This is a genomic window from Streptomyces sp. NBC_00335 (genome assembly GCF_036127095.1).
GTDB lineage: Bacteria > Actinomycetota > Actinomycetes > Streptomycetales > Streptomycetaceae > Streptomyces.
This window is the reverse complement of record NZ_CP108007.1, coordinates 228,354-250,607: the sequence shown is the minus strand read 5'-3', so window position 1 is coordinate 250,607 and position 22,254 is coordinate 228,354. Positions and strand designations below refer to the sequence as shown.

General features: G+C 75.7%; 2 protein-coding genes. Both read right to left on the bottom strand.

The window, feature by feature from the left end; all coding sequences use genetic code 11:
• Window positions 1-9 precede the first annotated feature (9 nt).
• Window positions 10-17,121, bottom strand: a complete 17,112-nt coding sequence (locus OHA37_RS40485) for a non-ribosomal peptide synthetase (protein WP_266914543.1) — start codon at window positions 17,119-17,121, stop codon at window positions 10-12.
• Window positions 17,118-22,100 (bottom strand): non-ribosomal peptide synthetase, encoded by a 4,983-nt coding sequence (locus OHA37_RS40480; RefSeq protein ID WP_266914541.1) that lies wholly within the window; start codon window positions 22,098-22,100, stop codon window positions 17,118-17,120. The genes OHA37_RS40485 and OHA37_RS40480 overlap by 4 nt, the downstream gene beginning before the upstream one ends.
• Between the last annotated feature and the right edge of the window lie 154 nt (window positions 22,101-22,254).

Genomic DNA, 22,254 nt, shown 5'->3' with positions numbered 1-22,254 from the left:
GACGGGGGTTCAGGCCTGGTGGCCGGGGTCGGCCAGCAGGGCCTTGACGACCTGCGGTCCGGTGTCGGCGTTGGTCAGGGCGACCAGTCCGCTGCCGTGCCCGAGGCGGGCGGTGGCCACGGCGTGGTAGCCGGTGACGGTGCCCGCGTGGCCGTACTCCGTGTCGGAGCCGGTGGTGTCGACGAGGGTGCCGAGCCCGTAGAGGGTGTCCGGGTGCGCGGCGAGCATGAGGCGGGCGGTGGCGGGGCTCAGGAGGGCGTCGGGCAGGCCCCGGTGGGAGTCGCGCAGGGCCAGCAGGGCCCGGGCGAGGTCGGTGGCGGTGGTCCACATCCCGCCGGCCGCGGTGTCGGTGCGGGTGCGGCCCGCGGCTGCGGGCCGTCCGGCGTCGTGGTGGCCGCGGGCGGCGCCCGCGGGGAGCCGGCCGTAGCCGGTGCCCGCCATCGCGAGCGGCTCCAGGACCAGGGCGCGCATCACCTCGGCGAACGGTGCGCCGGTGGCGTCCTGCACCAGCTGCTGCAGGACGGCGTAGTTCGCGTTGGCGCTGCGGAAGACCTCGCCGGGTACGGACTCCCGGCGGACGGAGGTCCGTAGCAGGCGGGCCAGCGGCACGGTGGGGGCGCCGGTGTACGCCGTCAGTCCCGAGCGGTGTCCGAGCAGCAGGCGGGCGGTGACCGGGAGGTCCGCGCCGGATCCGGGGACCCGCCAGGTCGTCAGGCGGGCGTTGACGTCCTCGTCGAGGTCGAGGACTCCCTCCTCGACGAGGCGCAGGACGCCGAGGGCGGTGACGAACTTCGTCGCCGAGCCGACCCGGAAGGCCGTGTCGGGGGTGACCCCGCGCGATCCGCCGGCCTGCAGGGTGCCGTGGGCCTCGGCGGCGGTGATCCGGCCGTCCTCGATGACGGCCAGCGAGAGGCCGGGGACCGCGTGTTCGGCCATCAGGCGGGCCGTGGCGGCGCGGCGGCCGCCGGCCGGGGCGCCGGTGTCCGCGGACCGCTCCCCCGCGGCGGCGGCCGCCAGGGCGGCGAGCGTCGTGTGCCGGTAGAGCATGACGGCCGTCACCGCGAGTCCCTGTTCCCGGGCTCCGACGATCACCTGGGGCACCAGGATGGAGTGCCCGCCGAGGGCGAAGAACCCGTCCGCGCGGCCCACCCGTTCGGTGCCCAGGACCTGGCGCCAGACGGCCGCGAGGGTCTTCTCGGCGGGGGTCCGCGGTGCCTCGTACGCCACGGCGCGCGCCGAGGCGGCCTCGTCCGGGGCGGGCAGCGCACGCTGGTCGAGCTTCCCGTTGGGGGTCAGCGGGAGGGCGTCGAGGCCCGTGAAGGAGGCGGGGACCATGTACTCCGGCAGCCGCGCCGCGCAGTGCGCGGCCAGCTCCGCGGCGGGGTGGGCGGCGGCCCGGGTGCCGGTCTGCGGCACCCAGTAGGCCGCCAGGCGGATGTCGCCCGGGCGGTCCTCGCGGGCCACCACCACCGCCTGGCGGACCAGGGGGTGTTCCTGGAGCGCGGACTGGATCTCGCCCAGTTCCACGCGGTAGCCGCGGATCTTGACCTGGTGGTCGATGCGGCCGAGGAACTCCAGGCTGCCGTCCGGCCGCCGGCGGGCCAGGTCGCCGCTGCGGTAGAGGCGGGATCCGGCCGGACCGTAGGGGTCGGGCACGAAGCGGTCTGCGGTCAGGGCGGGGCGTCCGAGGTAGCCGCGGGCGACGCCGGGGCCGGCGATGTGGATCTCGCCGGGGACGCCGATCGGGACCAGGTCGCCCGCCGGGTCCAGCAGGTGGATCGCCAGGTCGCTCAGCGGGCGGCCGATGGCGTTGCCCGCGCCCTCGTCGAAGTCCCGCCGGGTGAGCCGGTGGTAGGTGGAGTGCACGGTGGTCTCGGTGATCCCGTACATGTTGACCAGGGCGGTGCGGCCGAGGCCGCAGCGCTCCACCCACGGCCGCAGTTCCGGGATGTCGAGCTTCTCGCCCGCGAAGACCACGGCCCGCAGGGCGAGCCGGCCCACGCGGGGGTCGCCGTCCGCGGCGGCGGACACCAGCGACCGGAAGGCCGTGGGGGTCTGGCTGAGGACGGTGACCTGCTCCCCGGCCAGGAGGTCCAGGAACTCCTCGGGCGAGCGGGTGGTCTCCCGGGGGACGACGACCAGGGTGCCGCCGTGCAGCAGGGCTCCCCACATCTCGAAGACGGACACGTCGAAGGCGTAGGAGTGGGACATGCTCCACACGTCCGACTCGTCGAAGGCGTAGTGCTCCTGGGCCGTCGTCATCAGGCGCACGACGTTGGCGTGGGTGAGGGCGACACCCTTCGGGCGGCCCGTCGAACCGGAGGTGTAGATCGTGTAGACGAGGTTCTCCGGGACGGACGTGGGCTCCGGGGCGTGCGCGGGTTCGCCGTCGGCGTCCCCGGGCAGGATCCGCACGCCGTCGTACACGTCGTCGAGCAGCGGGGCCAGCTCCGCGCTGGTGACCAGCAGCCGGGCTCCGGCGTCCGCGACGATGTGGCCGAGCCGCTCCACCGGGTTGGCGGGGTCCAGCGGCAGGTAGGCCGCGCCGGACTTGAGGATGCCGAGCAGGGTGGGGATCAGGTCGCGGCCGCGCTCCAGGCAGACGCCGACCAGCTGTTCGGGGCCCGCGCCCAGGGCCCGGAGCCGGTGGGCGAGCCGGTTGGCCCGCTCGCCCAGCTCGCGGTAGGTGAGGGATCCGTCGTGGGCCCGGACGGCGACGGCGTCGGGTGTCGCCGCCGCCTGGGCGTCGAACAGCTCGTGGACCGTGCGCTCGACGGGCTCGGCGGCCGGCCCGCTCGCGGCGGAGCCGAGCAGCCGCTCGCGCTCCCCCGCGGGGAGGTGGACCGTACGGGCGTTGCCGTCGAGTCCGCCGGCCAGGGACTCCAGCACCGCGCGGTACATCCCCGCCAGCCGGTCGGCGTCGGCGCGGCCGAGCAGGTGGGTGTCGGAGTGCAGGCCGATCCGGCTGTCGCCGTGGACCTGTACGGAGAGGCCGAACTCGGTGGGGGCCTCACTGACGCCGGCCGCGCCGTCAACCCGGGCGGTGTCGACCTGGTGGAAGTCCACGTAGTTGAAGTGGACGTCCAGCATCCGGCGGCCGCCGCCCCACTCGCGCTGCACGGCGGGCAGCGGGTAGCGCCGGTGGCCCCAGATCTCGGTCTCCTGGGCGAACACCTGGCGCAGCAGGTCGCCCCAGGTGCGGGCGGTGCGGTCGTGCGGGAACGGCAGGGTGTTGAGGAGCATGCCGACCAGGCGCTCGGCGCCCGGCGCCTCGGGCCGGGTGTGGAAGACGACTCCGGTGTGGAAGGCGCCGGCGTCGGTGAGCTGGCTCATCACCTTCAGGTGGGCGGCGAGGACCACCGTCTTGAAGGGGACTCCCGCCTCGACGGCGCGGGCGCGCAGGGACTCGGCGAGGTCGTCGATCGGGATCCGCACGCCGTACTGCTCGCGGGGGCGGGCCGGGTCGCCGGCCCATTCCGCGGGCGGCACCAGCGGGGCGTACCCGGTGGCGACCCGTTCCCAGAAGGCGCGGTCGGCCGGCGAGTCCAGGGACTCCAGCTCGCCGGCGATCACGTCCGCGAAGCGCACGGGGGGCGCCGTGTACGGGGCGGGGGCCCCGGTGTCGCGGATCTCCCGGTAGGCGTCGAGGAGTTCCATCTGGAGCGTGTGCTGGCTCCATCCCTCCAGGATGACGTGGGACTGGGTGAAGGTGAGCCACCAGGTCCGCTCGTCCTCGCGGTGTGCGGCGACGCGCAGCAGCGGGGCCTCGTGCAGCTCGAAGAGGCGGGTGCGTTCGGCGGCGACGAAGGCGCGGAACCTCCTCTCCAGGGCGGCACCGTCCTCTGCGCGCAGGTCGTGGACGGTGAGGGGCACCTCGGCGTCGGCGTGGACGATCTGGAGGGGCACCGCGTGGCCGGTGATGCGGACCGAGGTGCGCAGGACCTCGTGGCGGGCCGTGACGACCCGCACCGCCTGCTCCAGCGCCTCGGCGCGGAAGGGCCCGTCGTCGTGGATCCGCAGGGAGACGACGGTGTGGTAGGCGCCGCGGCCGGTGTCGTCGCCGAGCTGTTCGGCGACCATGGCGAGCTGGACCTGGGAGAGCGGGTACGCGTCGGCCGCGTCGGCGGGCAGCGCGGCCCGCTCGGCGTCGGGGAGGAGCGCGAACGGCGCGATCCCGGCGGTGGCCCGCGGCTCGGCCGGCTCGGCGTGGGCGGCGAGCGCGGCGATGGTGCGGTGCGTGAACACCTCCCGGACGGAGGCCCGGTAGCCGGCGGCGCGCAGGGCGCCGACGAGGGCCACGGCCCGGATGGAGTCGCCGCCGAGCTCGAAGAAGTCCTCGTCGGTGCCGGGGGCGTCCACGCCCAGGACCCGGGCCCAGACCTCGGCGAAGGCGGTCTCGGCCGGGGTGCGCGGGTCGGCCTTGGGGCCTGCGGCGACGGTGCCCGCGGCCGGGGCCGGCAGGGCCTTGCGGTCGATCTTGCCGTTGGCGGTGAGCGGCAGGGCGTCGAGGACCACGAGGGCGGTGGGCACCATCGCGGCGGGCAGGAAGGTGCCCAGTTCGGCGCGGAGCGCGGCCGGGTGCAGCTCGGCTCCGGCCGCGGGCACGAGGTAGGCGACCAGGCGCTGGACTCCGGGGACGTCCTCGCGCACCACGGCGGCGGCCGCGGAGACCTCGGCCCGCTCGGTGAGCACGGCCTCGATCTCGCCGAGTTCCATGCGCACGCCGCGGATCTTGACCTGGTGGTCGACGCGGCCGAGGAACTCCAGGCTGCCGTCGGGGTTCCAGGCCGCCACGTCGCCGGTGCGGTAGAGCCGGGTGCCGGGCGGGCCGTAGGGGTCGGGCTGGAACCGCTCGGCGGTCAGGGCGGGTCGGCCGCCGTAGCCGCGGGTGACGCCGTCGCCGGCGACCCAGAGCTCGCCGGGGGCGCCCACCGGGACCTCGCGCAGGTTCGCGTCGAGGACGTGCAGGCGGGTGTTGCGGACCGGGTGGCCGATGGTGACCCGCAGGTCGCCGATCGGGTCGCGGGCGCGGATGAGGGCGTGGGTGACGTCGTCGGAGCATTCGGTGGGCCCGTAGGCGTTGACCATCGGGACGCCGGGGAAGCGGTCGAACCAGCGGCGGGCGAGGTCCGGCGGCAGGGCCTCGCCGGTGACGACCATCCACCGCAGGTAGGGCAGTTCGAGGGTGAGGACGCCCGCGTCCCAGGCGTCGAGCGCGGCCCGCAGCAGGGAGGGGACGACCTCCAGGACGGTGGTCCGTTCGGCGGCCGTACGGGGGAAGAGCTCCAGCGGGTCCGCCGCCGCGTCGCGGTCCTCGACGTGGACGCGGCCGCCCGTGGCGAGCGCGGCCAGCATCTGCCACACCGAGATGTCGAAGGCCAGCGGGGCGTTGTGGACCACGGTGTCCTGCTCGCCGAGCGCGAGGTCCTCGATCTTGGCCAGGAGGTGGTTGCCCATGCCCCGGCGGTGCACCAGGACGCCCTTGGGGCGGCCGGTGGAACCGGAGGTGTAGATGACGTACGCCAGGTTGTCGCCGTCGGCGAGCGGCTCCGGGTCGGTCTCGGGCAGCCCGCTCCAGGGGCCGGACGGTTCCTCGTCCAGGATGCCGTCGAGGGCGAGGACCGGCGGTCCGTCCCCGTCCGCGGCGGTGGGCTCGCCGTCGGTGAGGAGCAGTTCGACGCCGGCGTCCGCGACGAGGAAGGCGAGCCGCTCGGCGGGGTACTCGGGGTCGAGCGGCAAGTGGGCGCCCCCCGCCTTGAGGACGGCGAGGACGGCGAGGACGGTACGGGGGGAGCGCTCGGCCCGGATGCCGACGACCGTGTCGGGGCCGACGCCGAGGGCGCGCAGCCGGTGGGCAAGGCGGTTGACGCGGGCGTTGAGCCGCTCGTAGGTCAGCTCCACTCCGTCGGCGCTGAGCGCGGTCCGGCCGGGGCGGAAGGCCGCGTACTGCTGGAAGAGGAGTTCCGGGGCCGTCCACACGGGGTCGGCGGCCGTACGGTTCCACTCGGCCAGGCGCTGCTCGTCGCCGTGCGGCAGCAGGGCGGCCGTCGCGTCGCCGTCGGGGTCGGCGGCCATGCGCTCCAGGGCGGTGCGGTACATGTCGGCGAGGGCAGCGCCGCGTTCGCGGGTCAGGACGGCGGTGCTGGTCTTGAGGGTCAGGCCCTGGCCGGAGGTGTTGACCTCCAAGTCGAACTCGGTGGCGCCGGAGCCCAGGGTGGTGGCGGTGTCCACGGTGGTCTCGTCGACCACGTGGAAGTTCTGGTAGTTGAAGATCACGTCGATGACGCGCTCCCCGCCGGCCTCCCGCTGGATCTCGGGGAAGGGGAAGCGGCGGTGCGGCCACATCCGCGCCTCGCGGGCGAAGACCTCCCGGACCAGTTCGCGCCAGGTGGCGGCGGTGCGCCGGTGCGGGAACGGCACGGTGTTGACGTACATGCCGTACACGCGGTCGGCGCCGACGACCTCGGGGCGCGTGTCGCAGATCAGCCCGGTGTGGAAGGACTCCTCGTCGGTGAGGCGGGACAGCACGGTCAGGTGGGCGGCGAGCAGGACGCTCTTGAGGGAGGCGCCGGAGGCCGAGGCCAGGGCTCGCAGGCGCGGCTCCAGGTCGCGCAGCGGTACGGACAGGTCGTAGTCCTCGTCGGGTGCGTCGGCGGGGGCCCGCCAGGCGGCCGGCAGGGCCAGGGGTGCCTGCTCGGTGATGGTCTCCCGCCAGAAGGCGCGGTCCTGCTCCGAGGCCAGCGAGGCCAGTTCGGCGGCGACGGTGTCGGCGAAGCGGACGCCGTCGGCGGGCCGGGCGGCGGGGGCGGAGCCGTCGCGCAGCTCCTGGTAGACGCCGATGAGCTCCATCAGCATCGCGTGCTGGCTCCAGCCCTCGGTGATGGCGTGGGACTGGGTCAGGACCAGCCACCAGCCGTCGTCCTCGGTGTGGGCGGCGGCCCGCCACAGCGGCCGGCCGGCGTCGACGTCGAAGACGGCGGCGCGTTCGGCGGCGAGGAACGCGCGCAGGGCCCGCTCGCGCTCCGGCGCCGCGACGGGGCGCAGGTCGTGCAGGGTGACCTCGACCGCGGCCTCGGTGTGCACCAGTTGGACGGGGACGGAGCAGCGGGTGAGGTCGAAGGAGGTGCGCAGGACGTCGTGGCGGGCGGCGACGGTGGCGACGGCGCGGCGCAGGGCCGGTCCGTCGAAGGGGGCGGCGTCGCGGACCCGGTAGGCGGCCGCGTGGTGGTAGGCCGCACCGTCGCGACCGGGGAGGTCGCCGGCCAGCATCTCGACGAGCATGCCGGTCTGCACCTGGGTGAGCGGGTAGGCGTCGTCGAGGCCGCCGGGCAGGGCGCCGCGGTCGGCCGCGGAGAGCAGGGCGAAGGGCGCGACGTGGCCTTCGGGGGCGGCCGGTGCGGGCCGTCCGGTGATCACCTCGGCGAGGCCGGCGACGGTGCGCCGCTCGAAGAGGTCGCGTACGGACACGTCGAACCCGGCGGCACGGACCGCGCCGACCAGGGCGACGGCGCGGATGGAGTCGCCGCCGACGTCGAAGAAGCTGTCCTCGACTCCGGTGAGTTCCGGGTCGAGGGCCAGGACCTGCGCCCAGATCTCGGCGAGCCGGGCCTCGACGGGGGTGCGCGGCGCGGTGGCGCCCGCGGCGCCGGCGGCCCGGTCGGACTCGGCCGGGGCGGGCAGCGCCCGGTGGTCGAGCTTGCCGTTCGCGGTGAGGGGGATGCGCTCCAGGGCCACGAAGGCCGCCGGCAGCATGTGGTCGGGGAGTTCGCGGGCGAGGTGGGCGCGCAGTTCGGCCGGGCCGGGCAGCGGGCCCGCCGCCGGTACGGCGTACGCGACCAGGCGCTGCTCGCCCGGGATGTCCTCGCGCAGGACGACGCGGGCCCGGGCGACGCCCTCGTGGTCGGCGAGGCGGGTCTCGATCTCGCCGAGCTCGATGCGGTAGCCGCGGAGCTTGATCTGCCCGTCGGCGCGGCCCAGGTACTCCAGGGTGCCGTCGGGGAGCCTGCGGACCACGTCGCCGGTGCGGTAGAGGCGTGCTCCGGGGGGCCCGAAGGGGTCGGGCAGGAAGCGGTCGGCGGTCAGGGCCGGGCGGCCCAGGTAGCCGTGGGCCAGTCCCGCGCCGCCGACGAGCAGTTCGCCCGGGACGCCGCGGCCCACGGGCCGCAGCCAGGCGTCGACGACGTGGGCGCTGCTGCGCGGGACGGGCGTGCCGATCGGTACGGACACGGCGTGCGGGGCCAGTTCCGCGATGTGGTGGGTGGTGGAGAAGGTGGTGTTCTCGGTGGGGCCGTAGCCGTTGAGGAGGCGGCGCGGTGCGCCGTGGGCGAGGACGGTGCGGACCGTGACCGGGTCGAGGGCCTCGCCGCCGATCAGGACCGTGCCGATGCCGGCGACGGCGTCGGGGACGGTGGCGACGGTGTGGTTGAACAGGGAGGCGGTCTGCCACAGGTGGGTGACGCCGTGCTCGCGCAGGGCGTCGGCCAGGGCCCGGGGTTCCAGCACGGTCTCGCGGGCGAGGACGACGGTGCGTCCTCCGTTGAGCAGCGGGCCCCACAGTTCGAGGGTGGCGGCGTCGAAGGAGATGGAGCCGGCGTGCGCGAACCGGGTGGCCGCGTCGAGCTCCAGGCCGGGGGCTTCGCGGACGAGGCGGACGACGGCGCGGTGCGGGACGGCGACGCCCTTGGGCGTGCCGGTCGAGCCGGAGGTGTACATCACGTACGCCAGGTGCTCGGGGCTCGCGGTGACGCCGGGCCGGCCGGCCGCGGCGGTCGGCGTGTCGGCGTGGAGCGTGTCGGCGTGGAGGGTGGGTCCGGACCAGCCGGGCAGCAGGCCGGCCCGGCCGGTGGTGGTCACCAGGGCAGACGCCCCGGCGTCCTCCGTCATGAAGGCGAGCCGTTCGGCCGGGTATCCGGGGTCCAGGGGCAGGTAGGCGGCGCCCGCCTTGAGGACGCCCAGGAGTACGGCGACCAGCGCGGCGGAGCGGTCCAGGTGGACGCCGACCACGGCGCCGGGCTCGACCCCGGCGGCGGTGAGCGCCGCGGCGACCGCGGTGGCCCGGGCGTCGAGTGCGGCGTAGGTGAGGTCGTCTCCGTCGCCGGTCAGGGCGACGGCGTCCGGGGTCTCGGCGGCGCGCGCCTCGAACTCCCCGTGGACGGTGGTGAGCGGGGCGGGGGCCTGCGCGGCGGTGGCGACGGCGAGCCGGTGCTCCGCGGCCGGCAGGTGGTCGTCCTCCAGGGCGGGGCCGGCGGCCCCGGTGGAGGCCATCGCCTCCAGCACGGAGCGGTACATCGCGGCGAGCAGGTCCGCCTGGTCCTGGGTGAGGGTGCGGGTGTCGGAGCGCAGGCTGACGATCCCGTCGAGGGTGGTGACCCACAGGGAGAACTCGGTGGAGCTGCTGTTGATGCCGTTGCCCTCGTCCTCGGCGCTGCCGTGGCCGGCCGCCCCGAAGTCGAGGTGGCTGAAGAGCACGTCGACGAGGCGGCGGCCGCCGCCCCACTCGCTCTGCAGCGCGGGCATCGGGTACGTGCGGTGCGGCCAGGCCTCGGTCTCCCGTGCGAACACCAGCCGGACGAGGTCACCCCAGGTGGCGGCGGTGCGCTGGGCGGTGTCGTGGGGGAAGGGCAGGGTGTTGAGGTACATGCCGAGCAGCCGGTCGGCGCCGGGGGTCTCCGGGCGGGTGTGGCCCACCAGGCCGGTGAAGAACTCGGCCTCGTCGGTGACGCGTCCGAGCACCGTCAGGTGGGCGGCGAGCAGCACGCTCTTGAGGGGGACGCCGGCCTCGGCGGCGAGGGCGCGCAGCCGTGGGGTCAGGTCGGCGTAGGAGCAGCCCGCTCCGACCGGGACGGGGTCCGCGGCGGTCGTGTCGCCCCAGGCCTCGGGCAGGGCGTAGGGGGCGCGGCCGTGCAGGACCGAGGCCCAGTAGGCGCGGTCCTCGGCCGAGTCCAGTGCGGCGAGTTCGGCGGCGACGGCGTCGGCGTAGCGCAGGGCGGGCGCGGCGGTGTTCGGCTGCCGGCCGGCGCACAGGGCGCGGTAGGAGTCGACGAGTTCGCCGAGCAGGGTGTGGTAGCTCCAGCCTTCGAGGACGGCGTGGTGCTTGGTGAAGGAGCAGCGCCAGGCGTCCGGGCCCTGGACGTGGACGTGGACGCGCAGCAGGGGTGCGTCGGAGGCCAGGTCGAAGGGGAGGGCGCGCTCGGCGGCGGTGAAGGCGGCGAGGGCGGCGCGGCGGTCGTCCTCGCCGAGGGCGGACAGGTCGGTGTGGCCGAAGGGGACGGCCGGCTCGGCGTGGACCAGCTGGAGGGGGGCCGTGTACGAGGTGAGGTCGAAGGAGGTCCGCAGGATGTCGTGGCGGGCGGTGACGGCCCGGACCGCCTGCTCGAAGAGGGCGGCGTCGAAGGGCCGTTCGTCCTTGAGCAGGAAGGAGGTGAGGTCGTGGTAGTGGTTGCGGCCGTCACCGGCGATGCTCTCGACGATCATGCCGAGCTGGTTCTGGGAGAGCGGGTAGGCGTCGGTGAGACCGGCGGGCAGGGCGGCCCGGTCCTCGGCGGTGAGCAGGGCGAACGGTGCGACGGCCGGGGCCGGTCCGGCGGGCGCCGGGCGGCCGGTGATGCGTTCGCACAGGGCGGCGACGGTGCGGCTCTCGAAGACGTCGCGCACGGTGACGTCGTAGCCGGCGGTGCGCAGGGCGCCGACGAGGCCGACGGCGCGGATGGAGTCGCCGCCGAGCTCGAAGAAGCTGTCCAGGACGCCGACGCGGTCGGCGCCGAGGGCGGTGCGCCACACTGCGGCGACGCGCTCCTCGGTCTCGGTCCGCGGTGCGGTCCAGGCGGCGGCGCCGGCCGCGGCGGGGGCGGGCAGGGCGCGCTGGTCGAGCTTGCCGTTGGCGGTGAGGGGCAGCCGGTCGAGGGTGACGAAGGCGGCCGGGACCATGTAGTCGGGCAGCAGGGCGGCGCAGTGGGCGGCCAGTTCCGCGGTGTCGGGGGCGGCCTGCGGGGAGTCGCCCTGCGCGGAGTCCGCGGCGGGAACGAGGTAGGCGACCAGGCGGCGGTCGCCCGGGGTGTCCTCGCGGAGCACCGTACGGGCCTCGGCGACGGCCGGGTGGCCGCTCAGCACGGTGTCGATCTCGGCCGGTTCGATGCGGTAGCCGCGGACCTTGACCTGGTCGTCGCCGCGTCCGAGGAAGTCGACGTCGCCGCCGGAGAGCACCCGGGCGAGGTCGCCGGTGCGGTAGAGGCGGGCGCCGGCGGGCCCGTACGGGTCGGGTACGAAGCGGTCCGCGGTGGCGCCGGGCCGGCCGGCGTAGCCACGGGCCAGGCCGGGGCCGCCGATGTAGAGCTCGCCGGTGACGCCGGTGGGCACGGGCTGCATCCGGGTGTCCAGGACGTACTGGGAGGTTCCCGGGACGGGGCGGCCGATCGGTACGACCTCGCCCCGGGGGGTGCGTGCGGCGGTGACGTCGAAGACGCTGTTGCCGACGGTGATCTCGGTGGGGCCGTACTCGTTGACGACGCGGCCGCCGCCGAGCAGGGCGCACCAGTGGGCGGCGGTGCGGGTCAGGAGCGCCTCGCCGCCGACGACGAGCACCGGGGCGAGACCCTCGGCGCGGCCGTCGCAGAGCTGGTGGGCGAGCATCTCCAGGTGGCCGGGGGTGAGCTTGACGAAGCCGTACGGGCCGTGGGCGACGAGCCAGTCGCCCAGTTCGGACAGGTCGCGGCCGGGGCCGAAGAGGTGCACCGCGCCGCCGGCCAGCAGGGGGGCGTAGAGGGTGGGCACGACGAGGTCGAAGGCGATGGAGGAGAACAGCGGGGCGTTCCGGGCGGTGCCCGCGGCGAGGTAGTCGTCCACGGCCCAGGCCAGGTATCCGGCGAGGCTGCGGTGGGAGACCTGGACGCCCTTGGGGCAGCCGGTCGAGCCCGAGGTGTAGATGACGTAGGCGAGGGCGTCGGGGTCCGGGTCGAGGACGGCGGATCCGGCGGGGGCCGGGGGCAGTTCGCCGTCGGCCCGGAGCACGGGGACGGCTCCGCCGGTCACCTCGGCGGCGAGGTGGGCGTGGGCCGCGTCGGTGACCAGGACCGGGGATCCGGCGTCGGCGAGGACGGAGCGCAGCCGCTCGGCGGGCCAGGAGGGGTCCATCGGCACGTAGGCGGCTCCGGCCTGCCAGGCGCCGATCAGCGCGGGCAGCAGGTCGGGGGTGCGGTCGAGGAGGACGGCGACGACCGACTCGGGGCCGGCGCCCAGGCCGCGCAGGGCGTGCGCGATCCGGCCGGCCCGCTCGTGCAGTTCGCCGTGGTTCAGGGCGGCCGCGTCGGCGACGACGGCCGGGGCTCCGGGGGTGGCGGCGGCGCGGGCGGCGAGGAGGCGGGGCACGGTGACGGTGGCCGCCTCGCCGGGGGTGTGGGCCCAGTCGCCGAGCAGCAGGGCGCGTTCGGCGGGCGGCAGGAACGCGGCGCGGGCGTCGCCGTCGGGGTCGCCCGCCATGGACTCCAGTACGGCGCGGTACAGGGCGGTGAGCCGGTCGACGGCCCGCTGACCGAGGGCCTGGCGGGAGGCGGTGACGATGATGTGACCGGCCCGGGAGGAGACGGTGAGGGGGAACTCGGTGGGGCTGTCGTCGAGTCCCTCCGCGTGGTCGATCGTCGCGGTGTCGACCTGCCGGAAGTCCTGGTAGTTGAAGTACACGTCGAGGAGCCGGCCGCCGCCGCCCCAGGCGCTCTGGACGGCGGGGAGCGGGAAGCGGCGGTGGGCCCACAGCGCGGCCTCGCGGTCGAAGACCTGGCGCACGAGCTCGCGCCAGGTGGCCGCGGTGCGGTCCATGGCGAAGGGCAGGGTGTTGAGGTACATGCCGTACACCCGGTCGGCTCCGACGGCCTCGGGGCGGGCGTCGCAGACCAGGCCGGAGTGGAAGGACTCCTCGTCGGTGAGGCGGGCGAGGACGCTGAGGTGGGCGGCGAGCAGGACGCTCTTGAGGGAGCCGCCGGCCTTGACGGCCAGGGCGCGCAGGGCGGGCTCCAGGTCGCGCCAGTCGGCGGCGCCCTGCAGGGTGCCGGCGGGCTCGCCGTCCGCGGGGTGCCAGGTGGCGGGGAGGGTGAACGGGGAGTGGGCGGTGACGACGCCTTCCCAGTAGGCGCGGTCCTCCGGTGAGGCGAGGGAGCGCAGTTCGCCGGCGATGAAGTCGGCGAAGCGCAGGGCGGGCGCCTCGAAGGGTTCGGGGTCGCGGCCGTCGCGCACCGCGCGGTAGACGCCGAGGAGTTCCATCAGGAGCGAGTGGTGGCTCCAGCCCTCCAGCAGCGGGTGGCATTCGGTGACCGAGAGCCACCAGCCGCCGTCGTTCGTGGCGTGGGCGAAGAACCGCATCAGCGAGGGGGTGGCCAGGTCGAAGAGGCGGGCCCGTTCGCGCTCGGTGTGGGCCACCAGTTCGGCCCGGACCTCGTCGGCGCCGAGGCCGGAGAGGTCCTGGTGGCCGACGGGGAGTTCGGCCGAGGCGTGCACGATCTGGAGCGGGACGCCGTAGCCGGAGAGGTCCATGGAGGTGCGCAGCACCTCGTGGCGTGCGGTGACGATCCGGGCGGCCTCGGCCATCGCGGCCGGGGCGTACGGGTGCTCGTCGCGGATCCGGAAGCTGGAGACGTTGTGGTAGAGGTTGCGTCCGCCGTCGCCGGTCAGCATCTCGATGAGCATGCCGAGCTGGTTCTGGGAGAGCGGGTAGGCGTCGGTGGCGCCGTCCGGCAGCAGGGCCCGTACCTCGTCGGAGACCAGTGCGAAGGGGGCCGTGCGCGTCTCGGCGGGGGCGGCGGGGCGCCCGGTGATGAGCTCCGCGACGCGGGCGACGGTGCGGTGCCCGAAGACGTCGCGGACGGCGATGTCGAAGCCGGCCGCGCGCAGGGCGCCGACCAGGGCGACGGCGCGGATGGAGTCGCCGCCGAGCTCGAAGAAGTCGGCGTGGACCCCGATCCGGGCGGCGGCGAGCACCTGCGCCCAGACGGTGGCGACCTGCTCCTCGACGGGGGTGCGGGGGGTGGTGGCGTCCAGGCCGGGGGCGGCGGCCGCGTCGGCCGGGGCGGGCAGGGCGCGCTGGTCGAGCTTGCCGTTGGTGGTCAGCGGGACCGCGTCGAGGGGGACGACGACGGCGGGGACCATGTACTCGGGCAGGGAGCGGGCCAGTTCGGCGCGCAGCGCGCGGGTGTCGGTCTCGCGGGTGCCGTCCGCGACGATGTAGCCGGTGAGGCGGCGGTCGCCGGGCGCGTCCTCGCGGACGACGACCACGGCCTGGCGGACGCCGTCCAGGGCGGCCAGCGCCGACTCGATCTCGCCGAGCTCGATGCGGTAGCCGCGGATCTTGACCTGGTGGTCGATGCGGCCGAGGAACTCCAGGCTGCCGTCGGGGCGGCGGCGGGCCAGGTCGCCGGAGCGGTACATGCGGGATCCGGCCGGGCCGTACGGGTCGGGTACGAAGCGTTCGGCGGTGAGCGCGGGGCGGCCCAGGTAGCCGCGGGCGACGCCGGGGCCGGCCACGTGGATCTCGCCGGGCACGCCCAGGGGCACGAGGCGGCCGCCGCGGTCGAGGAGGCGGATGCGCAGGTCGCGCAGCGGGTGGCCGACGCGGTTGGGCGCGGTGCGGTCCAGGTCCCCGGCATCGAGGCGGTGGAAGGTGGAGTGCACGGTGGTCTCGGTGATTCCGTACATGTTGACCAGCGCGGGGGCGTCCAGGCCCATGCGGTCGGTCCAGGGGCGCAGTTCGGCGCTCTCCAGCTTCTCGCCGGCGAAGACGACGTGCCGCAGGGCCAGGCGCTCCAGGCGGGGGTCGCCGTCGGCGGCGGCGGTGACCAGGGCCCGGAAGGCGGTGGGGGTCTGGCTGAGGACGGTGACGCCGCGGTCGGCGAGCAGGGTGAGGAACTCGTCCGGGGAGCGGGTGACGTCCTGGGGGACGACGACGAGGGTGCCGCCGTGCAGGAGCGCGCCCCACATCTCGAAGACGGAGACGTCGAAGGCGTAGCTGTGGAACATGCTCCAGACGTCGGTCTCGTCGAAGCCGTAGTGCTCCTGGGCCGTGCTCATCAGGCGGCTGACGTTGGCGTGGCTGAGGGCGACGCCCTTGGGGCGGCCGGTCGAACCGGAGGTGTAGATGGTGTAGATGAGGTTGTCCGGGGTGGCGGCGGGCGCCGGGTCGGCGGTGGGCGCGGCCGCGACGGCCGGGGCGTCGGCGCCGTCAAGCACGACCAGGGGGCCGTCGTGCACCCCGTCCAGGACGGGGGCGAGCGCGGTGCTGGTGAGGACCAGCCGGGCGCCGGCGTCGGCGACCACGTAGGCGAGCCGGTCGGCGGGGTTGGCCGGGTCCAGGGGCAGGTAGCCGGCGCCGGACTTCAGGATGCCCAGGAGGGCGGGCAGGAGCAGCGGGCCGCGCTCCAGGCAGAGGCCGACCAGCTGTTCGGGGCCGGCGCCCAGGGCGCGCAGGTGGTGGGCGATGCGGTTGGCCCGCTCGTTGAGCTCGCGGTAGGTGAGGGTGTCGGGGCCGGCGACGACCGCGGTGGCGTCCGGGGTGCGGGCGGCCCGGCGCTCGAACAGCTCGTGCGGGCAGGCGGTGACGGGCTCCTCGGGGCGCTGTCCGTCCAGGACGCCGGTGGCGTCGGTGGCTCCGGTGGCTCCGGTGGCCATGGCCCGCTCGGCCGGGTCCAGGATCCGCAGGCTCTCGGCGGGGGCGTCCGGCCGGTCGACGGCGTCCTGGAGCAGCAGGGCGAGGTGGCGGGCCATGCGGCGGACGGTGTCCCGGTCGAACAGGGCGGTGGCGTACTGGAGCTGGGCGTCGAAGCCTCCGTCGGGGCGCTCCAGGACGCGCAGCGAGAGCTCGTTCTTGGAGATGCCGTCGCTCTCCAGGAAGGGCTCGACGCGCAGGCCCGGGAGGTCGAAGGCCTCGTAGCGCTCCTCGTGGAGGGTGAAGCCGACCTGGTAGAGCGGGGTGCGGGACATGTCGCGCTGCGGCTGGAGCTCGTCGACCAGGCGGGCGAAGGGGACGTCCTGGTGGTCGAAGGCGTCGAGCACGGTCGTACGGGCCCGGTCGAGGAGTTCGGCGAAGGTGGCGCCGTCGTTCCAACGGGCCCGCAGGACCACGCTGTTGATGCCGTAGCCGATGAGCTGCTGGAGCTCGGGCCGGGTCCGCCCGGAGACCACGGTGCCCACGGGGACGTCGGTGCGTCCGGTCCAGCGGGACACCAGGAGCTGGAAGGCGGTGAGGAACACCGTGAAGGGGGTGGTGTCGTGGGCGAGGGCCAGGGAGCGCACGCGCTCGCCGAGGCCGCCCGGGAGGGGGCAGGGCACCTCGGCGCCGCGGTGGTCGCGCACGGCGGGGCGGGTCCGGTCGGTGGGGAGTTCCACGGGCTCGATGCCGGCGAGCGTGCGCCGCCAGTGGTCGAGCTGGCGCTCCAGGCGGGCGCCGGTGAGCTCGGTGCGCTGCCAGGCGGCGAAGTCCGCGTACTGGAGGGTGGGGGCGGGCAGGTGGACCTCGCGGCCCTGCGCGTGGGCGGCGTAGAGGGCGGAGAGCTCCCCGGCGAAGACCTGGGTGGACCAGGCGTCGCAGGCGATGTGGTGGAAGACGACGGCCAGGACGTGGTCGTCTTCGGCGAGGCGCAGCAGGGTGGCGCGCACCGGGAGGTCGTGGGTGAGGTCGACGGGCGTGGCCAGTTCGCGGGCGAGGGCTTCGCGGGCGGCCCGCTCCCGGGTCCCGGGGCCGCCGTCGGCCGGGTGGCGCAGGTCGGTGAGGGCGATGCCGGCGGCGCGGGGGGCCTCGACGATCTGGACGGGTTCGGCGCCGTCCATGGCGTAGCGGGTGCGCAGGATCTCGTGGCGGGCGCACACCTCGTCGAAGGCGCGTTCCAGGGCGGTGGTGTCCAGGGCGCCGCGCAGGCGCAGGACGAGGGGGACGAGGTACTCGGCGCTCTCGGGCTCCAGCCGGTTCAGGAACCACATCTGCTGCTGGCCGTGGGAGAGGCGCAGGGGCGCCGAGCGGTCGGCGGCGGGGATGGCGGGGCGGCGCCGGGCGGCGCCGCTGCGTCCGGCGAGTCTGCGGCGCAGCAGCTCTTCACGGGCGTCGGCGGCGGATATCGCCGGCTGTGCGCTGTGGTCGATGCTCATGCGTGCTGCTCCTCGTCGGAAAGCTCGTCGGAAAGCTCGTCGATCTCGGCGCGTATGGCGTCCTCGACCGCCTGGGCCTGGCCCGCGACGGTCGGCTGCTCGAAGACCGTGCGGACGGGCAGGTGGATGTCGAACTCGTCGTGGAGTTCGGCGATGAGGCGGATGGCGAGGATGGAGTTGCCGCCGCTGCGGAAGAAGTGGTCGTGCGCGGTGACCTCGCGGCCCAGGATGTCCTGCCAGATCTCGCTGATGCGCTGCTCGGCGGGGCTCAGCGGGGCGTCCGGGCCGGCCGCGGGGGCGGCGACCGGGGCGGGCAGGGCGGCCCTGTCGAGCTTGCCGTTCGCGTTCAGCGGGACGGCCGGGACGGGGAGCAGGACCGGCGGGATCATGTAGTCCGGGAGCCGGCGGGCGCAGTACGCCTGGAGCTCCTCCTCGGTCGGTGCCCGTTCTCCCGCGGCGACCGTGTAGCCGGCGAGGGCGAGTTCGCCGGAGGCCGTGCGGTGGGTGACGACGACCGCGTCGCGCAGCAGGGGGTGTCCGGCGAGTACGGCGCGGATCTCGCCGAGCTCGATGCGGTGACCGCGGATCTTGACCTGGTCGTCGCCGCGTCCGAGGAAGTCGACGGCGCCGCCGGGCAGCCGCCGCACCAGGTCGCCGGTGCGGTAGAGGCGTGCGCCGGCGGGTCCGCCCGGGTCGGGCACGAAGCGGTCGGCGGTGGCGCCGGGGCGGCCGACGTAGCCGCGGGCCACGCCGGTGCCGCCCACGTGCAGTTCGCCGGTGGCGCCGAGCGGGACCTCGCGCAGGTTCGTGTCGAGGACGCGCATCACCATGCCGGGCAGCGGGGAGCCGATCGGGACGACGCCGTCGGCGACCGGGGCGGTCAGCGGGTGGACGCAGGTGCCGACGGAGGTCTCGGTCGGCCCGTACTCGTTGACGAGTCCGCCGGGGCCCAGCAGCCGCGCCCAGTGGTCCGCGAGGGAGCCCTGGAGGGCCTCGCCGGCGACGACGACGACCGGGGCGAGGGCGGCGGCCTGCTCGTCGTCGAGCTGGTGGCCGAGGATCTCCAGGTGACCGGGGGTCAGCTTGAGGAAGCTGTACGGGCCGCCGTCGGCGAGGCGTTTGCCCAGTTCGGACAGGTCGAGGTTGGCGGGCAGCAGGTGCACGCTCTGCCCGCAGGTCAGCGGGGCCCACAGGTTGGGTACGACCAGGTCGAAGGCGACGGAGGAGAAGACGGCGCTGCCGCCGTCACCGGCCCCGGCGAGCGTGGCGGTGGCCCAGGCGAGGTGGTGGGCCAGGCCCCGGTGCGGGACGCCGACGCCCTTGGGGGTGCCGGTCGAGCCGGAGGTGAAGATGACGTACGCCAGCCGGTCCTGGTCGGCCGGGACGGCGGGGGCCCCGGCGGGGGCCGCGGCGATGCGGCCGTCGGGGTCGGCGAGGTCGACGACGGTGCGGGCGCCGGCCGCGAAGCGTTCGGCGTACCCGTCGCGGGTCAGGACCGTACGGGCGCCCGCGGCGTCGAGCATGGCCTCGACGCGCCCGGCGGGGAACGCCGGGTCGAGCGGGACGTACGCGGCTCCCGCCCGCCAGACGCCCAGCAGCGCGGCGTGCAGGTCGGGTCCGCGGTCGAGCAGGACCCCGACGGCCGAGTCGGGGCGGACGCCCAGGGAGCGCAGGTGGTGGGCGATCCGGTTGGCCCGGGCGTCCAGTTCGGCGTAGGTGAGGGTGAAGCCGTCGCCGCGCACGGCGGTCGCGCCGGGGGTCCGGACGGCCTGGGCGGCGACCAGCTCGGGCACGGCCGGGCCGGCGGGCAGGGCGGGGGCGCTGCTGCGGGCGGTGGTCTCGGCCCTCTCCTGGGGGCCGGCGAGCTCCAGTGCGTCCAGGCGCAGCTCGGGGTCGGCGGCCACGGCGGCGAGCACCCGGGTGAAGTGTCCGGCCAGGCGTTCGGCGGTGGCGGCGTCGAAGAGGGAGGTGGCGTACTCGAAGGCGCCGAAGAAGGAGCCGTCGGGGCCCGGGCGCATCATCAGGGTGAGGTCGGTGTGGGCGATCCGCCAGGCGTCCCGCAGGTCGGCGCGGGCCCGCTCGTCCTCGACGCGGCCGTTGAACTCGCCGCCGTGCAGGTCGAAGGCGACCTGGTAGAGCGGGGTCCGGCCGAGGTCGCGGTCGGGTACGAGCTCCTCGACGAGGCGTTCGAAGGGCAGCTCGGGCTGGGCGAAGGCGTCCTTGGCGGTGCCGGCGACGGCGTCCAGGGCCTCGGCGAAGGTCCGGGAGCCGTCGAGGCGGCAGCGGAGCACGAGGCTGCCGAGGAAGAAGCCGACGACGCCTTCGAGTTCGGGCAGGCCGCGGCCGGCCACCGGGGTGCCGACGGACAGGTCCCACTGGCCGCTGTGACGGGCCAGTACGGCCGCGTACGCGGTCAGCAGGGTCATGAACGGGGTGGCGCCGTGGCGCTTGCCCAGGGCGGTGAGCCCGGCGACGACGTCGGCGGGGACGTCGAAGAGGGCGGCGGCGCCCTTGCCGTCGCGGACCGCGGGGCGGGGCCGGTCGGTGGGCAGGGCCAGCTCGGGTGCTCCGTCCAGCTGTGCGCGCCAGTGCGCCAGGACCGGGGCGAGGACGGCCTCGGTGAGGCGGCCGCGCTGCCAGGCCGCGTAGTCGGCGTACTGGACGGGGAGGGCGGGCAGGACGGAGCCGAGCGGGTGGGTACCGCGCAGCGCGGCCTCGGTCAGCAGGGCGAACTCGCGCTCCAGGATGCCGCTGGACCAGCCGTCGGTGGTGATGTGGTGCATGGCCAGGCCGAGGACCTGGCTGCCGTCCTCGGCGCGGACGAGGAGGGCGCGCAGCAGCGGGCCGTGTTCCAGGTCGAAGCCGTGGGCGCGGTCGGCGGCGAGCAGGGCGCCGGTCTCGCCGGGGGCGGCGGTGGCGGTGCGGACCTCGATGCGGACGGCCGGGTCGATGATCTGCAGGGGTTCGCCGTCGGTCTCGACGTAGCGGGTCCGCAGCGCCTCGTGGCGGGCGGTCAGGGCGTCGACGACCTGCTGGACGGTGTCCGGGCCGGCCTCGGCGGGTACGTCGAGCTGCACCCAGGAGACCCAGTCGGGGCCCTGGGGGGCGATCCGGTCCAGGAACCACATGCCGCGCTGGCCGTAGGAGAGCGGCAGCGGCGTTCCGCGCGGGACGGGGCGCGGGCCGGGCTCGTCCGCGGGGCCGAGCAGGGCGGCCTGTCCGGCGAGGGTGGTCTGCACGAACAGTCCGCGCAGCTGGATCTCGCGGCCGGAGACGGCGCGCAGCCGGGAGGCGAGGCGGGTGAGCTGGAGGGAGGTGCCGCCGAGCCGGAAGAAGTCGTCGTCCAGGCCCACCGAATCGATCTTGAGGATGTCCTGCCAGACGCCGGCGACGAGCCGTTCGGCGGCGGTGGCGGGCGAACGGTGGCGGGTGGAGCGGGTGTCGGCGGTGGTGCCGGGGGCGGGCAGCGCGCGCCGGTCGACCTTGCCACTGGTGGTGAGGGGGAAGGAGTCGAGCTCGACGAACACCCCGGGAACGTGGGTCGCGGGCAGCCGCTCCTGGAGGAAGCCGCGCAGGTCCGGGAGGGTCTCGCCGTCGCGCAGGCGGACGTATGCGGCGAGTCGCTTCGCGCCGTCGGGCAGGGCGTAGGCGGTGACCACGGCGCCGGCGACGGCCGGGTGGGCGGCGAGCTGGGCCTCGATCTCGCCCGGTTCGATGCGGACGCCGTTGATCTTGACCTGGTCGTCGAGGCGGCCGAGGAACTCCAGGACGCCGTCGGCCCGCCAGCGCACCCGGTCGCCGGTGCGGTAGAGGCGGGAGCCGTCCTTGGCGTAGGGGTCGGGCACGAACCGGTCGCCGGTCAGGCCGGGCCGTCCGGCGTAGCCGCGGGCGACGCCGGTGCCGCCGATGTGCAGCTCGCCGGGGGTGCCCACGCCCACGGGGGCGCCGGCCGGGTCGGTGACGAGCAGCCGGATGCCGTCGATGGGGCGGCCGATGGGGACCAGGCCGGAGGTCTGTTCCGGGTCGAAGCGGTGGGCGGCGACGTCGACGGAGCACTCGGTGGGGCCGTAGGTGTTCCACAGCTCGGCGGCGGACAGCTGCCGGAGCCGCTGGGCGAGTTCGGCGTGCAGCGGCTCGCCTGCGCAGGTGACGGCCCGCAGGGAGGCGCAGCGCTCCCAGCCGCTCTCCTCGACCAGCATCCGCAGGACGGAGGGGACGACCTGCAGGACGGTCGCCGCGCTGTCGCCGACGGCGCGGACCATGGCCGCCGGGTCGCGCTCGGCGCCCGCGGGGGCGATGACCACGGAGGCGCCGCAGGTCAGGGGGGCGAAGATCTCCCAGCAGTGCGCGTCGAAGGTCGGGGCGGTCTTCTGCAGGACGCGGTCGGCGGGGGTGAGGGCGAGGCTGCGCACCGCCCAGTCGATGCGGTTGGCGATGCCGGCGTGGGGTACGACCACGCCCTTGGGGCGGCCGGTCGAGCCGGAGGTGTAGAGGACGTAGGCGGCGTTGGCCGGGTCCGGGCCGGTCTCGGGCGCGTGGTCGGGCAGGACGGCGAGCGTCTCGCCGAGTTCGGCGGGGACGACCGGGCGGGCGCCGGCGGCGAGGACGGCGTCGGCCGCGTCCGCCGAGGTGATGGCCACGGCCGCGCCGGTGTCCTTGACCAGCCAGGCCAGGCGCGCCGGGGGCTGCTCCGGGTCGAGGGGTACGTAGGCGGCCCCGGCCTTCCAAACCGCGAGCAGGGCGGTGACGAGCTCGTGGCCGCGCGGGAGGCAGACGGCGACGGGCACCTCGGGGCCGGCGCCCAGGGCGCGCAGGTGGCGGGCGAGCTGGTTGGCCGAGCGGTCGAGTTCCGCATAGCCGATGCTGCGTCGGCCGTCGACGACGGCGACCGCTCCCGGTGTCCTGGACGCCTGACGGGCGACGAGGTGGTGGGTGAGGGGGATCTCGTCGGGCGAGTATCCCGTCCGCGGTTCGAACATAACGCTGGCACTCCTAATGAGATCGTCGGGCGAACCCCGGAAGCGGTGTGTGCGGGCGGGCCGTGCGCACGGGTGCCTGAGCCGTGCGCACGGCCCGCCGTGGTGCGGCGGAGCGGCGGTGCGGCGGAGCGGCGCTGCTGCGGCGACGGGCCGG

Excerpts from the sequence above, each read along its gene's own strand:
- OHA37_RS40485 (WP_266914543.1), bottom strand. The coding sequence starts at position 17,121 with ATGAGCATCGACCACAGCGCACAGCCGGCGATATCCGCCGCCGACGCC.
- OHA37_RS40480 (WP_266914541.1), bottom strand. The coding sequence starts at position 22,100 with ATGTTCGAACCGCGGACGGGATACTCGCCCGACGAGATCCCCCTCACC.